Genomic DNA, 13,652 nt, shown 5'->3' with positions numbered 1-13,652 from the left:
GTCCGGACTGCGAAGGACACGCGTGGATGAGAGGGTCGGCCGGTGGGGAAAGACGTCGTGCGGAAGCCGCTGCGGCGGGCCGGGGCCACACTCGCCCGGTACCGCGAACGCGACGGCGACCACTACGCCGCCGCTGTCACGTTCTTCAGCCTGCTCGCGCTGGTGCCGCTGGTCATGGTCGCCGTCTCGGTGGCCGGGTTCGTGCTGGCCGGTGACCGGCTCCTCGCGACCGAGCTCGACCGCGTCATCGACGGCGCGCTGCCGCCCGAGATCGCCGGCCGGGTCACCGACGTCGTGCACACCGTCGTCGGGGAACGCGGGCGGATCGGGCTGCTCGCGCTGACCGTCGCCGCGTACTCGGGCTGGAGCTGGATCAGCAACGTCCGCGACGCCGTCACCGCGATGCTCGGCCAGGAGCGGACCACGCGGCCGCTGCTGCGCGGGATCGCCGCGGACGTCCTCGCGCTGATCGGGGTCGGGCTCGCGATGGCCGTGTCGTTCGGGCCGGCGGCGCTCACCGGCGCGGCCGGCACGTGGCTGCTCGGCCTGACCGGGCTGACCGGCGGGTTCGCGCACTTCGTCCTCGTCGCGGGTTCGCTGCTGCTCGGCCTCGTGGCGAACTGGCTGGTCATCGCGTGGTGCCTGGCCCGCCTGCCACGCCGGCCGCTGCCGCTGCGGTCGACGCTGCGCCCGGCCGGGGCCGCCGCCGTCGGGCTCGCCGCCCTCCAGCAGGCCGGGGGGCTGTACCTGCACCTGCTCGGTCGGTCGCCCGCGGTCGCGGCGTTCGGCACGCTCGTCGGCGTGCTGCTGTTCGTCTACCTGGTGGTCCGCTGGCTGCTGATGGTGACGGTGTGGCTCACGGTCCGGGACGAGCCACCGGCCGGCACGCTCGCCGCCGACGTCCGCTACGCCGGGACGACGCTCGGGGCCGGCGCCTCGGCGGAGCTGGTGGTCCGCACCCTGACCGGCCGCTGACCGGCGGCCCCGGATCGGGTGTGATCGCGTCCGCGACGTCGCCGATCTGCACGGGCGGGAAGGAGCCGCCCGCCCACGGCCGGCGCGGCCCGCGGATCAGTCCGCTGTGGACGGTCTGCGGCCGAGCATCCGGTCGGCCAGCTCGGCGTAGGACTCGCCCAGCACCTCGGGCGAGTCCGCGCCGTCGAGGCGGTACCAGCGCACCAGGTCCACGCCGAGCGACAGGATCGCGCGCACCGTCCGGTCGATGTCCGGGACGTCGAAGACGCCTTCCCGGGCTCCCCGCTCCACGGCGGTCCGCAGCACCGCCGAGAACCGCTGCCGGAGGTCGAGGATCTCGCCGAAGTGCGCCGGCTCGAGTGCCGCCAGTTCGTACTGGCAGACCCTCGCCACCGTGTGGTGGCGCGCGTGCCAAGCCACGTGCGCGGCCACCAGCCGGCGGACGTGGTCGCGGGTGCCGCCGTCGCCGGACCGGGCGGGCAACGCCGCGAGGGCGCGCTCGTGACCGGTCCGTGCGATGTGGAACAGCACGGCCTCTTTGGACGTGAAGTGCACGTACAGCGAACCGGGGCTCAGGCCGACGGCGGCGGTGATGTCGCGGGTGGTGGTGGCGTGGAAACCCTGGCGGGCGAAGCACTGCACGGCCGAGGACAGCAGCGCGCGGGCCACCGGGGAGGTGCGCTCCCCCCAGAACTCGTCCGGGACGGCTTCGGGACCGAGCCTGGTCGTGAGCTCGGCCGCCGGATGCGGTCCGCCGCCGCGACGGCGCTCGTTCCCCGGCATCGCCGACCTCCCCGTTCGGGCCCCTTGACACCTTCCGTGTGCCGGAGTCATGGTAACTGGGCGCTCAGTTACTCGACCGCAGATCCGCGGAACGTCGACGAGGACACGAGGAGAGTCGCGATGGGACAGACCGCGTCCAGGCAACCGGCCGTCGTCCTCGACGGCTTCTCCTACCTCGAGTGCCCGAGGTGGCACGACGGCCGGCTGTGGGTGTCGGACTTCTACACCGAGAAGGTCGTGGCGATCGACGGCCGCGGTGGCAGCGAGGTCGTCGCCGAGGTGCCGGGCCAGCCGTCGGGGCTCGGGTTCCTGCCCGACGGGCGCCTGCTCGTCGTGTCGATGCGGGACCACCGCGTCCTCGTGCGCGACGAGAGCGGGAGCCTGACCGAGCACGCCGATCTGTCCGGCGTGGTGTCCGGGGTGCTCAACGACATGGTCGTCGACGAACTCGGCCGCGCCTGGGTCGGCAACTTCGGGTTCGACCTCATGGGCGGCGCGCCGCTGCGCTACACGACGCTCACCCGCGTCGACGCGGACGGGAGCGTGGCCGTCGCCGCCGAGGACCTCGGGTTCCCCAACGGCATGGTGATCCTGCCCGGCGGGGTGCTGGTCGTCGCCGAGACCTTCGCCGGACGGCTGACCGCCTTCGACATCGGCGAGGGCGGCGAGCTGAGCGGGCGGCGCGTCTGGGCCCAGTTCGGGAAGACCCCGCTGACCGACGACGTCGGAGAAGCGGTGCAGGCCCTCGAAGTGGCTCCCGACGGCATCTGCGCCGACGCCGAGGGCGCGATCTGGGTGGCCGACGCCGTGCACAACCGCGTCCTGCGCGTCGAGGAGGGCGGCCGGATCCTCGAGGAGATCGACGCCGGCACCGGGGTCTTCGCCTGCATGCTCGGCGGCGACGACGGCCGGACGCTGTTCCTGTGCGCGGCACCGTCCTTCGCCGAGCACGAACGCCGTCCGGTCCGCGAGGCCCGGCTGCTCGCCGTCGAGGTCGAGGTCCCGCACGCCGGCCTGCCCTGAACCGACCCGTCGAAACGGAGAGCCGCATGGACGTCTCCTGCGCTTTTCCCACCGCACTGGACTCCCCGGAGCACATCGCACTGGCCGAAGAGCTGGGCTACGCGCGGGCCTGGGTCTACGACACCCCGCAGCAGAGCCCCGACGTGTGGATGACCCTCGCGCTGGCCGCCGAGCGGACCGAGCGGATCGGGCTCGGCCCCGGGGTGCTGGTGCCCAGCCTGCGGCACCCGATGGTCAACGCCGCCGCGACCGCCGCCCTCGCCGCGCTGGCGCCCGGCCGCGTAGCGGTCTCCTTCGGCACCGGGTTCACCGGCCGCCGCGCCATGGGCTACCGCGCGCTCACCTGGTCGTTCATGGCGTCCTACGTCCGCGCCTACCGCGGCCTGCTGCGCGGCGACGTCGTCGAGTGGGAAGGGGCGCGGATGCGGATGCTGCACCCCGACGGCCACGCTCCCGCCCGGCCGATCGAGGTTCCCGTCCTGATCGGGGCCCTGGGGCCGAAGGGGCACCGGGTGGCCAAGGAGCTCGGCGACGGGCTGTACGTGACTCTGCAGCTGCCCGAGTTCGCGAGCGAGTACTCCTGGGTGCCCTACCTGGTTTGGGGCACGGTGCTCGACCCGGGAGAGCCCACCGGCACCGAGCACGCGCGCCGGGCCGCCGGCCCCGGGTGGGCGCTGGCCTACCACGGCGCCTATGAGTTCGGCGGCCCGCCGGCCGTGCGGGAACTGCCGGGTGGCCCGGAATGGCTGGCGGTGGTCGAGCGGACCCCGCCGGAGCACCGGCACCTCGCGGTCCACAGTGGACACTGCGTGGAGCTGGGGGAGGCCGACCGGGCGGCGTGGCGGGCCGGTGGCCACGCGATGCTGCGGGAGGTGACGATGACCGGCACGCGCGAAGAGATCCGGGAACGGCTGGCCGACGTCGCCGCCCGGGGCGTCACCGAGATCGTGTTCCAGCCCTGCGGGCCCGACGTCCGGGCCGAGCTCGAGCGCTTCCACGACGCCGCCACCGCGTGACGCCGGCAAGCGCTTAGTGGCGGCGCGCACATCGTCCCCGCGCGCGGGGCCCGGTCCCAGTACGCTCTCTGGCTAAGCGCTTGCTCAGCAACGGAGGTGGACATGCGGATCGGGACCGCGATCAACTACGCCGGCGGCTTCGCCGACAGCGTGGCGGACATCGTCGAGCTGGAGAAGGTGGGACTCGACGTCGCGTTCGTTCCCGAGGCCTACTCCTTCGACGCCGTCAGCCAGCTCGGCTACCTGGCGGCGAAGACCGAGCGCGTCCAGCTCGCGTCGGGCATCTTCCAGATCTACACGCGCACGCCGACGCTGACCGCGATGACCGCGGCCGGGCTCGACTTCGTCTCCGACGGGCGGTTCATCCTCGGGCTCGGCGCCTCCGGACCGCAGGTCATCGAAGGCTTCCACGGCGTGAAGTACGACGCGCCGCTGGCCCGTACCCGCGAGATCGTCGAAATCTGCCGCCAGGTGTGGCGCCGCGAACGCGTGGTCCACGACGGCAGGCACTACACGATCCCGCTGCCGCCGGAGCAGGGCACCGGCCTCGGCAAGCCGCTCAAGCTGATCAACCACCCGGTGCGCGAGCGGATCCCGGTGCTGCTGGCCTCGCTCGGGCCGAAGAACGTCGCGCTCACCGCGGAAATCGCCGAAGGCTGGCAGCCGATCTTCTTCCACCCGGAGAAGGCGGCCGACGTCTGGGGCGAGTCCCTCGCGGCGGGCAAGGCGAAGCGCGACCCGGCGCTGGGCGAGCTGGACACGTTCGTCAGCGCGGCACTGGCGATCGGCGACGACGTCGAGCCGCTGCTCGACCATCTGCGCCCGATCGTGGCGCTGTACGTCGGCGGCATGGGCGCGCGCGGCAAGAACTTCTACAACGACCTCGCCTGCCGCTACGGCTACGAGGCCGAGGCGAAGCTGATCCAGGACCTGTACCTCGACGGCAAGAAGGAGGAGGCCGCGGCGGCGGTGCCGGTCGAGCTGCTGCGCTCGATCTCGCTGGTCGGCCCGGCCGGGTACGTGAAGGAGCGCTTGGCGGCGTTCGAGGAAGCGGGCGCGACGACGCTGGTGGTCAACCCGATGCTGCCCGGCCGCGAGGCGCGGGTGTCGGCGGTGGCCCGGCTGCGCGAACTGCTCGGCTGACAACTCGCGCCGGGGTCAGACCGGCGTCGCGTACACGGCGACCCGCGGCGAATCCGTCCCGGCGAAGTCGTGGGTCCCGTCGCTGGTGATGAGCCGCAGTTCCGGCCCCGGCCCGTCGGGGGCGACCAGCGTGCTGTCCGGCTCGTCCGGTGCGAAGGTCTCGGTCCGGCGGACCGTGAACCGGGCCTCGCGGCCTTCGTCGTCGCGGACCACGACCGCCGCGCCCGGCTGCAGCGTGCCGAGGCGGGCGAACGCGCCCCGCGAGAACCCGAACCCCGCGTGCCCGGACAGCACCGCCACGCCGGGCGCTCCTGGCGCCGGCCCGTCGGCGAACCAGCCGACGCCCAGCGCGGTGCCGGGCTGCTCGCGGCGGCCGGCGATGTGGCCGAGCTCGACGACGTGGTTCAGCGCGAGTCCCAGGTCGGGGATCACCAGCGCGGTGGGCAGGAGACCGGTCGCGGGCCGCTCCCCGGCCGCCGCGCCCGGGGTCGTCGAGGCGGCCGGCGCGAGCACCGTCGTGACTCCGAGCAGGACGCAGCCGAGCCCGGCCACCACCGCGAGCACGGCGGCGGCCGGCCCGACGAGCTTTCCCTGCCGCACGCCGGTAAGTCGGGGCCACGGGAGTGGGCGTTACCGAATCGTGTCCAGACGTGGCGGGGTTCACTCAATTGGGTTATCCCGCTGTGACCTTCGCGTCAAGAAGGTCCGTCCGGAGGAGGTAAATCCGACAATTCCCGGCGAACCGCCGCGAACTGCGGCATGATTGCCGGTTTCGACCTGTCGAACGGGGGATATCCACCGGGCGGAAGTGAGGTGCGCCGAGTCGTGCGAAGAATCGAAGAACCCGCGGTGGGCGTACTGGACGTCGGATCGTTCAGCGCCCGCCTGGTCGTGGTCCCGGTGGACGGCTCGCCGCGCGAGCCGGTGCTGAACCACCAGACGCGGCTGCGCCTCGACCGCGCGCTCGACGCCCGCGGCCGGCTCACCGACCGCGGGATCGCCGACGTCACGGCCGCCGTCGCCGCGGGCATGACGGCCGCCTACCGCCACGGCGTGCACGACGTCTTCCCGTTCGCGACGTCCTCGATCCGCGACGCCGCCAACGCGGCCGACGTCGTCCGGCACGTCGCCGGCGAAACCGGGGTCGAGCTGCGGTTCCTCTCCGGCCGCCGCGAGGCCGAGCTGACCTACCTGGCCACCCGCCGCTGGTACGGCGCGGAGGCGGGCCCGCTGCTGGTGCTCGACATCGGCGGGGGCACCGTCGAGCTGGCCGCGGGCCGCGGCGACAAGGCCACCTTCGCGCGGTCGCTGCCGCTGGGCGCGCGCTCGATGACCCGTGACTGGCTGCCGGGCGAGCGCGTGTCGACCAAGCAGGTCAAGGCACTGCGCGCGCACGCCCTCGACGTCGTGACCACCACGCTCGGCGCCGCCGACGTCGACGACCCGACGGTCGTCGGCTGCTCGAAGGTGCTGCAGCAGCTCGCGCGGCTGGCCGGGGCGCGGCCGAACAAGTGCAAGGAGCTGCGGCTCGAAGACCTGCGCGCCTGGATCCCGCGGCTCGCCGCGCTGCCGCCGTCGAAGCGCGCGAAGCTGCCCGGCATCTCCCGCAGCCGCGCGCACCAGGCCCTGGCGGGCGCGATCGTGGCGGAGGCGCTGCTGACGGTCGCCGGCGGCAAGGTCGCGATCTGCCCGTGGTCGACCCGCGACGGCCTGCTGCTCACCCTGCAGGACCGCGCGCGGCAAAAAGCGGGCGACGGCGTCGCCGCCTGACCTCTGGCCGCGACCGGGAAAACCGGGTATCCCGGAGAGCATGAGCGAGCAGCAGCGCATCCACGCCCTGGACGACGAAGACGAGGAACTCCCCAAGCTGCCGACACCCGGCCAGCTGACGCACGACGTGCCGACCGCGCCGGACCCCGACGTCAGCCCGGGCGGGACCGAGGAGGTCCCGGCCCCACCCGGGCGGGAGGCCGCGAGCGACCTCCCGCAGTGACGGTTCAGACGTAGTAGACCTCGCTGATCGGGTTCGCCGGCTCCGCGTACTGGCGCACCTTCTCCGAGTCGCGCCGCATCGGAGCGCGACCCGGCGGCTGCACCGGCGGGTCGCCCGCGTCGATCTTCGGGATCGTGAAGCGCTGCGGCTCCGCGGTGAGCGTGATGCGCTCGCCGTGGTGCAGCACTTCCAGCGGATCGCCGTCCAGCACGTGGTAGGTCGCCTGGTCGCGGTCGATCTCGACCTGGAACCGCGTGCCGCGGAACATCAGCCGGAAGGTGATCCGGTCCAGCTGCGTCGGCAGCCGTGGCGCGAAGGCCAGCGTGCCGCCGTGGTCGCGCAGCCCGCCGAAGCCCGCGACCGCGCCCTGCCACGCCCCGGCCAGCGACGCCATGTGCAGGCCGTTGCGGACGTTGTTGTGCACGTCGTGCAGGTCGGTCAGCGCCGCCTCGGCGAGGTAGTCGTAGGCCAGGTCGAGGTGCCCGACCTCGGCCGCCACCACCGCCTGCGTCCCCGCCGACAGCGAGGAGTCGCGCACGGTCCTCGCCTCGTAGTAGGCGAAGTCGCGGGCCTTTTCCGCGGGGCTGAACGAGTCGCCGCACAGGTGCAGTGCCAGCACCAGGTCCGCCTGCTTCACGACCTGCTTGCGGTAGAGGTCGAAGTACGGGTAGTGCAGCAGCAGCGGGTAGTGCGCGAGGTCGGTGTTCTCGTAGTCCCACTCGTCGTGGTCGAGGAACCCCTCCGACTGCGGGTGCACGCCGAGCTCTTCGTCGTAGGGCAGGTACATCGCCGCGGCGGCCGCGCGCCACGAGTCCAGCTCGACGGTGTCGACGCCGAAGTGCGCGGCCACGTCCGGGTGCCGCTCGCACGAGTCCGCGGCGGCCAGCAGGTTCCGGCGCGCCATCAGGTTCGTGTAGACGTTGTTGTCCGCCACGGCGGAGTACTCGTCGGGCCCGGTGACGCCGTCGATGCGGAAGTCGCCGTGCCGGTCGTGGTGCCCCAGTGACGCCCACAGCCGCGCGGTTTCCAGCAGCAGCTCGGTGCCGTAGTCGCGTTCGAACTCCTCGTCGCCGGTGGCGTTGAGGTAGCGCAGGACGGCGTCGGCGATGTCCGCGCTGACGTGGAACGCGGCCGTGCCCGCGGGCCAGTACGCCGAGCACTCGGCGCCGTTGATCGACCGCCACGGGAACGCCGCGCCGCGCAACCCCAGCTGGTGCGCGCGTTCCCGTGCTTTGTCCATTGTGGAATGACGCCAGCGCAGGGCGTCGCGCGCCGCGTCCGGCATCGTGTAGGTCAGCACCGGCAGGACGAACGACTCGGTGTCCCAGAAGGCGTGCCCGTCGTAGCCCGGGCCGGTCAGCCCCTTGCCGGCGATCGCGCGGCTCTCGCCGCGGGCTCCGGCCTGCAGGAGGTGGAACAGCGCGAAGCGGACCGCTTGCTGCAGCTCGGGATCGCCCTCGATCTCGATGTCCGAGGTCGCCCAGAAGTCGTCGAGGAACTGGCGCTGCTCGGTGACCAGGCCCTTCCAGCCGGTCTGGCGCGCGCCCGCGAGCGCGGCCTCGACCTGCGAGCGCAGGGCGGGCACCGAGCGCTGCGCGGACCAGCCGTAGGCGAGGAACTTCGTGATGCGCAGCCGGCCGCCCTTCGGCACGTCGACCGCGACGGTGAGCCGCGCGAGGTCCTCCTCGGAGTGGATGCGGGCGCGGATGCCGTCGTCCACCTCGATCTTGTGGTCCATCGCCGCGGCCATCCGCAGCCCGGAGCGGCGGGTCTGGTGCACCAGCACGGCGTTGTAGTCCGACGCGCGGTGGAACTCGCCGACCAGCGGCGAGTTCAGCGCGGCGGCCACCCGCGGGTCGCTGGTGTCGGACTCGATCGGCTCGTTGGCCAGCAGGTCGGACTGGACGACCAGCTGCAGGTCCTCGTCGAGCGGCTCGACCTCGTAGCGGATCGCGGCGATCGCGCGCTGGGTGAACGACACCAGCCGCTCGGTGCGCACGCGGACCCGCCGCCCGGTCGGCGACGACCACTCGGTGGTCCGGCTCAGCGTGCCCTTGCGGAAGTCGAGCACGCGGTCGTGCGCGGTGGCCGCGCCGTAGCGCATGTCGAGCGGCTCGTCCTCGACGAGCAGCCGGATGATCTTGCCGTCGGTCACGTTGACGACGGTCTGGCCCTCTTCGGGGTAGCCGTAGCCGGCCTCGGCGTAGGGGAGTTCGTGCTGCTCGTAGAAGCCGTTGAGGTAGGTGCCGGGCAGCCCGCGCGGCTCGGCCTCCTCGAGCGTGCCGCGCAGCCCGATGTGCCCGTTCGACACCGCGAACGCGGATTCGGTGCGCTGCAGCGCGTCGACGTCCATGCCGCGCCAGCGCAGCTCCCACGGCGAGCATTCGTAGCCGCGGGGTTCTTCTTCGGTCATCAATCCTCCAGCAGGTCGGCGAGGTCGTCGACGACGATGTCGGCCCCGTGCGCCTTCAGCTCGGCGGCCTGGTCGGCCCGGTTCACGCCCACGACGTACCCGAAGCCGCCGGCCTTGCCGGCCTGGACGCCGGACTGGGCGTCTTCGAACACGGCCGCGTGCGCGGGTTCGACGCCGAGCGCCGCGGCGCCGGCCAGGAACGAGTCCGGCGCGGGCTTGCCCTTGAGGTGGCGCTCGCGGATGACGAGCCCGTCGACGCGGGCTTCGACGTACTTGCTCAGGTCGGCGCCGTCGAGGACCTTCGCGCCGTTCGCGGACGACGTCACCACCGCGATGCGCAGGCCGGCCGCCTTGACCGCCTCGAGGTAGCGCACGGAGCCGGGGTAGGGGTTGACGCCCCGCTCGTCGATGATCTTCAGGACCAGCTCGTTCTTGCGGTTGCCGACGCCGTTGACGGTCGGGGCGTCCACCGGGTCGTCGGGCGTGCCCTCGGGCAGCTCGATCCCGCGTGAGCGCAGGAATTCTCGGACGCCGTCGGCGCGCGGCCGGCCGTCCACATAGGTCGCGTAGTCCTGTGCGGTGAACTCGCGGAAGTCTTCGCCGTCGCGGGCGCGCAGGAACTCGTCGAAAGTCCGTTTCCAGGCTTCGCTGTGGAGTACGGCCGTACCGGTAAGCACTCCGTCGAGATCGAACAGGCAGGCGGTGATGGTCTCGGGCAATCCCGTCATGCGAGCACGCTACCGGTCACCCGGATCGGGCGAGGACTCCTGGGGGTGCGGGCGCACCCGATGGATGAGTTCGTGCACGGTCGCGTCGGCGAGCCGGTAGCGCACGACGCGTCCGGTGCGCTGCGTGGTGACCAGTCCGTGCGCGCGCAGCAGCCGCAGCGCCTGCGAAACCGCGGTGTCGGTCATCCCGGTGACCGCGGCGAGGTCGGTGACGCTGATTTCGCGGGCGTAGTGGATCGAGACGAGCAGCGCCAGCCGGGACGGGTCGGCGACGACGGAGAAGCGCTGGGCCCACTCGTCGATGACGGCGCGGTCGCCCAGCCCGTCGACCGCGGCCGCGACGCGTTCCGGGTCGATCAGCTTGCGGTCGGTGCTCACCCCCGGATGATTCCACCCGCCCGGCGGCCGGACCACCGGTGGCCTGGGTCACGCGCCGCTTGACGGCGGCGGACGCGCGGGCGAAGCTGCGGTTAAGACAGTTGTCATAGTCGAGGAGCCGGGATGACCGACGTCGAAGCGCAGGTCCGTTCGAAGACCATCACGTGGCAGGACCCCCTGGCGACGGCCCGGCTCGGCGCCACGATGTCCGGCTTCGACTACCTGACGGCCGTCGCCGAGGGACGCGTCCCCGGCCCGCCGATCGCCGCGCACTTCGGGCTGCGCTGGGAGCACATCGGCCACGGCGAGGTCGTCGCGGTCGCCGAGCCGGACGAGTCGCTGTACAACCCGATCGGAATGGTCCACGGCGGTGTCGCGGCCACGATGCTGGACTCGGTGGTCGGCTGCGCGGTGCACACGACGCTGCCGGCCGGCGTCGGCTACTCGTCGGTGGAGCTGAAAGTGAGCTACCTGCGCGCGATCCACGCGGGCCGCGGCGAGATCCGCGCGACCGGCCGCGTGGTGAAGGAGGGTTCGCGGATCGCGTTCGCCGAAGGGGAGATCCGCGACGCCGAGGGCAGGCTGCTGGCCACGGCGTCGGGGACCTGCGTCATCACGCGCTGAGGGGCTGCTTGACGTCCCAGTGCTCGACGAGGAGGCCGTCCTCGACGCGCAGGATGTCGACGACGGCGGCGCCCGCCACGTGCAGGTGCACCACGACGAAGTCGTTCTCGGCCACCACGTGCCGGATTTCCGCGGTCGCATCGGCCAGTGGTGAGTTCTTGACGGCGTCGGCGAAGGCGTCGCGGCCGTTGGGCAGGCCCGGGCTGTGGGTGACGAAATCGGGGTGGAGCGCGGCTTTCGCGGCGTCGAAGTCCTTGTGCACGAACAGGTTCTCGAAGCAGTCGACGACGATCATGCGGTTCGTTTCGCTCATGGTCCGATTCTCGCGCGGCCGTCGATTACGCCGGGGGTAATCAGCGGGGCGGCCGGACGCGCCGGGCGCGGATCGCGTCGTCGCCACCGAAGCGGCCGATGATCGCCGCCAGCAGGGCGCGGGCGTCCTCGACCCGGGCTTCGCCGAACTCCGCTTCCAGTTCGTCCTGAAGTTCCTTCCTGAGCGCTCGCGTGGCTTCGACCGCGTTGCGCGCGTATTCGGTCAGGTGCAGCAGCCTGGTGCGCGCGTCCTCCGGGGCGGGCTCGCGGCTCAGCAGCCCCCGGCGTTCGAGATCGGCGACGGCCTTCGATGCCGCTTGCTGGGTCACGCCCATGCGTTCGGCGAGCGCGGTGATGGACAGCGGCGCGGCCAGGACGTGCTGGATGACGACGCCGTCGTTGAACCTGAGGTCGCCGAAGCGGTTTTCGGCGAGGCGCCGCTGGACCTCGTCGGTCATCGCCCAGCCCGCGAAGAGCGCGGTGAGGGAGAGGTCGAGGGTGCTAGGATGCACAACCATGGTTGTGGAATCTAGCAGAGTGCCGGCCGGGCTGGCCGAAGCGTTCGTGCGCGTGGCGCACCGGATCGTCTGGTGCACGCTGGTGACCGTCGACGGCCGGGGCCGGCCGCGCTCACGGGTGGTCCACCCGATCTGGGAGCGCGGCGCGGACGGGCTGACCGGGTGGCTGTTCACCCGCCCGACGCCGCTGAAGGTGGCGCACCTGGCGGCGTCGCCGTACGTGTCGTGCTCGTACTGGGACCCGAAGCACGAGGTGGCGGTGGCGGAGTGCCGCGCGGAGTTCGCCGACGACGAGCCGGCGCGGAAGTACTTGTGGGAGCTGTTCGCGTCGGCCCCGGAACCCCTGGGCTACGACCCGAAGATCCTGGGCGGCGAGGACCACCGCGACCCGAAGATCACGGTGCTGAAGCTGACCCCGTGGCGCATCTCGACCGGCGGCGAAGCCTGGCGCGCGGCTTAGGCCGCGCCCACGCGGCGGTCGAAGACCAGCCCTTCGGCCGCCCGCAGCCCCACGCTGATCGCCCCCGCCAGCACCGCGTCCTCGCCCAGTTCGCCCTGGACCACCTTCGGCACCAACGGCGTGAACGCCCGCAGCGCCCGGTCCAGCGGCTCCAGCAGCAGGTCCGCCGCGGTCCCCATCCCACCGCCCAGGACGATCAGCTCCGGGTCGATCACCGCCGCCACCGAGGCGACCGTGTACGCCAGCCTGTCCGCCTCCGCCTCCAGTGCCTGCTTCGCCAGTTCGTCGCCCTCGCGGGCCAGCCGGAACACCTCGCGGGCCGATTTCGCCGTGCCCAGGCCGAGTTCGCGGGCGCCGCGGACCACCGACTGCGCCGCCGTCGCCTCTTCCAGGTGGCCGCGGGCCGGCGGCGCGCCGTCCTCCTCCGACGACCGCGTGCGGCCGTACGGGAGGTAGCCGATCTCGCCCGCCGCGCCCGTCGCGCCGCGGAACACCCGGCCGTCGACCATCATGCCCATGCCGACGCCCGTGCCGATCGTGATGCAGCCGAACACCGACGCCCCGCGCGCGGCGCCGCTCTCGCCCTCGCCGACGGCCGTCAGGTTCGCGTCGTTCTCCACCATCAGGTCCGGCCCCAGCGCGGCCTCGAGGTCGTCGATCAGGCCCGCCCGGCCCCAGCCCGGCAGGTTCGGCGCGTGCCGGAAGCAGCGCTTCTCCGGATCGGCGACGCCGGGGGAGCCGACCACGCGGACAACGATGTCGGCCGCCGACAGCCGCGCCTCGGCGATCGCCGAAGCCGCGATCTTGCCGACCGCCGTCACCAGCGCCGCGCCGGAGCGGGCGGTGTTGCGCTCGTCCCGGCGGGCGACGATCGTGCGGCCCAGGTCGGACACCGCGACGCGGATGTGCTCGCGCCCGATGTCGACGCCCAGCACGTACCCCGCGGTGGGGTCGGCCTCGTACAGCACGGCCGAGCGGCCGGTACCGGTCGACGTCTGCCCGGTCGGGCGCGCCAGCCCGGCGGCTTCGAGCGCCAGCAGGGCCTGGCTCACCGTCGGCTTCGACAGCCCGGTTTCCTTCGCCACCTGCGGCCGGGTCGCCGCGCCGCTGCGGCGCAGCAGGTCGAGCACCGCCCGCTGGTTGATCTTGCGCATCCCGGCGGGGGTCCCGACCGTTGGAGCATCTACGCCGGCCACCCGTGCCCGCCTCCTGTCGTCTTCGTGCTTCCTGCCACGCTAGCCGTCCGAGCCCCGGTTTCGCCGGAATACGCCCGCTTCGGGACCCGT

The 13,652-nt window shown here is 72.9% G+C and carries 16 protein-coding genes; 8 read left to right on the top strand and 8 right to left on the bottom strand.

Annotation, left to right across the window (positions count from 1 at the left end):
- Positions 1–42: 42 nt before the first annotated feature.
- On the top strand, positions 43–975 hold the full coding sequence (locus AB0J40_RS29525) for a YhjD/YihY/BrkB family envelope integrity protein (protein WP_364459005.1): 933 nt from the start codon (positions 43–45) through the stop codon (positions 973–975).
- A gap of 96 nt (positions 976–1,071) precedes the next feature.
- Here the strand turns inward: AB0J40_RS29525 and AB0J40_RS29520 are convergent, their stop codons facing one another.
- On the bottom strand, positions 1,072–1,758 hold the full coding sequence (locus AB0J40_RS29520; protein WP_364459003.1) for a TetR/AcrR family transcriptional regulator: 687 nt from the start codon (positions 1,756–1,758) through the stop codon (positions 1,072–1,074).
- Positions 1,759–1,878: 120 nt separating this feature from the next.
- Between AB0J40_RS29520 and AB0J40_RS29515 the strand changes: the two genes are divergently transcribed.
- The 3 genes from AB0J40_RS29515 to AB0J40_RS29505 all read left to right on the top strand — a co-directional run bounded on the left by AB0J40_RS29515 (position 1,879) and on the right by AB0J40_RS29505 (position 4,940).
- Positions 1,879–2,781, top strand: a complete 903-nt coding sequence (locus AB0J40_RS29515) for an SMP-30/gluconolactonase/LRE family protein (protein ID WP_364459000.1) — start codon at positions 1,879–1,881, stop codon at positions 2,779–2,781.
- Between the two features lie 26 nt (positions 2,782–2,807).
- Positions 2,808–3,797: an LLM class flavin-dependent oxidoreductase gene (locus AB0J40_RS29510; protein WP_364458998.1), complete on the top strand. Its 990-nt coding sequence runs from the start codon at positions 2,808–2,810 to the stop codon at positions 3,795–3,797.
- Between the two features lie 102 nt (positions 3,798–3,899).
- A complete protein-coding gene (locus tag AB0J40_RS29505; protein ID WP_364458995.1) occupies positions 3,900–4,940 on the top strand; it encodes an LLM class F420-dependent oxidoreductase in 1,041 nt (346 codons plus the stop codon).
- A 15-nt stretch (positions 4,941–4,955) separates the two neighbouring features.
- Here AB0J40_RS29505 and AB0J40_RS29500 read toward each other — a convergent pair whose 3' ends face one another.
- On the bottom strand, positions 4,956–5,540 hold the full coding sequence (locus AB0J40_RS29500) for a class F sortase (RefSeq protein ID WP_364458992.1): 585 nt from the start codon (positions 5,538–5,540) through the stop codon (positions 4,956–4,958).
- Positions 5,541–5,765: 225 nt separating this feature from the next.
- On the opposite strand from AB0J40_RS29500, the gene AB0J40_RS29495 reads away from it, so the two are divergent.
- A complete protein-coding gene (locus AB0J40_RS29495) occupies positions 5,766–6,710 on the top strand; it encodes an exopolyphosphatase (protein ID WP_364458989.1) in 945 nt (314 codons plus the stop codon).
- 40 nt (positions 6,711–6,750) lie between these two features.
- Positions 6,751–6,933 carry a hypothetical protein gene (locus tag AB0J40_RS29490; protein WP_364458987.1) on the top strand — a complete coding sequence of 61 codons (183 nt, stop codon included), beginning with the start codon at positions 6,751–6,753 and terminating at the stop codon, positions 6,931–6,933.
- A gap of 4 nt (positions 6,934–6,937) precedes the next feature.
- On the opposite strand, the gene AB0J40_RS29485 is transcribed toward AB0J40_RS29490, so the two are convergent.
- The 3 genes from AB0J40_RS29485 to AB0J40_RS29475 are packed head-to-tail and all read right to left on the bottom strand — an operon-like array spanning position 6,938 to position 10,452.
- A complete protein-coding gene (locus tag AB0J40_RS29485; protein ID WP_364458984.1) occupies positions 6,938–9,346 on the bottom strand; it encodes a glycosyl hydrolase family 65 protein in 2,409 nt (802 codons plus the stop codon).
- The gene (locus AB0J40_RS29480; protein WP_364458981.1) at positions 9,346–10,074 is read right to left on the bottom strand and encodes a beta-phosphoglucomutase family hydrolase; all 729 of its coding nucleotides are present in this window, start codon (positions 10,072–10,074) and stop codon (positions 9,346–9,348) included. The genes AB0J40_RS29485 and AB0J40_RS29480 overlap by 1 nt, the downstream gene beginning before the upstream one ends.
- 9 nt (positions 10,075–10,083) lie before the next feature.
- Positions 10,084–10,452 (bottom strand): metalloregulator ArsR/SmtB family transcription factor, encoded by a 369-nt coding sequence (locus AB0J40_RS29475; RefSeq protein ID WP_364458979.1) that lies wholly within the window; start codon positions 10,450–10,452, stop codon positions 10,084–10,086.
- Positions 10,453–10,575: 123 nt separating this feature from the next.
- Here AB0J40_RS29475 and AB0J40_RS29470 point away from each other — a divergent pair, with 123 nt between their 5' ends.
- Complete coding sequence (locus tag AB0J40_RS29470; protein ID WP_364458976.1) at positions 10,576–11,076, top strand: PaaI family thioesterase; 501 nt, start codon at positions 10,576–10,578, stop codon at positions 11,074–11,076.
- Here the strand turns inward: AB0J40_RS29470 and AB0J40_RS29465 are convergent.
- Together AB0J40_RS29465 and AB0J40_RS29460 are read right to left on the bottom strand one after the other, a co-directional pair.
- Positions 11,066–11,389: a nuclear transport factor 2 family protein gene (locus AB0J40_RS29465; protein WP_364458973.1), complete on the bottom strand. Its 324-nt coding sequence runs from the start codon at positions 11,387–11,389 to the stop codon at positions 11,066–11,068. The genes AB0J40_RS29470 and AB0J40_RS29465 overlap by 11 nt on opposite strands.
- 40 nt (positions 11,390–11,429) lie before the next feature.
- Positions 11,430–11,906, bottom strand: coding sequence for a MarR family transcriptional regulator (locus AB0J40_RS29460; protein ID WP_364458971.1), 477 nt, complete (start codon positions 11,904–11,906; stop codon positions 11,430–11,432).
- Between AB0J40_RS29460 and AB0J40_RS29455 the strand changes: the two genes are divergently transcribed.
- Entirely contained in the window at positions 11,905–12,366 is a 462-nt protein-coding gene (locus AB0J40_RS29455) for a pyridoxamine 5'-phosphate oxidase family protein (protein ID WP_364458968.1), read from the top strand. The genes AB0J40_RS29460 and AB0J40_RS29455 overlap by 2 nt on opposite strands.
- On the opposite strand, the gene AB0J40_RS29450 is transcribed toward AB0J40_RS29455, so the two are convergent.
- On the bottom strand, positions 12,363–13,562 hold the full coding sequence (locus tag AB0J40_RS29450; RefSeq protein ID WP_364458965.1) for an ROK family protein: 1,200 nt from the start codon (positions 13,560–13,562) through the stop codon (positions 12,363–12,365). The genes AB0J40_RS29455 and AB0J40_RS29450 overlap by 4 nt on opposite strands.
- Between the last annotated feature and the right edge of the window lie 90 nt (positions 13,563–13,652).

It is taken from the genome of Amycolatopsis sp. NPDC049691 (genome assembly GCF_040675005.1).
Taxonomy (GTDB): Bacteria; Actinomycetota; Actinomycetes; order Mycobacteriales; family Pseudonocardiaceae; genus Amycolatopsis.
The sequence above is the reverse complement of the archived record's forward strand: the minus strand, read 5'-3'. Positions and strand labels throughout refer to the sequence as shown.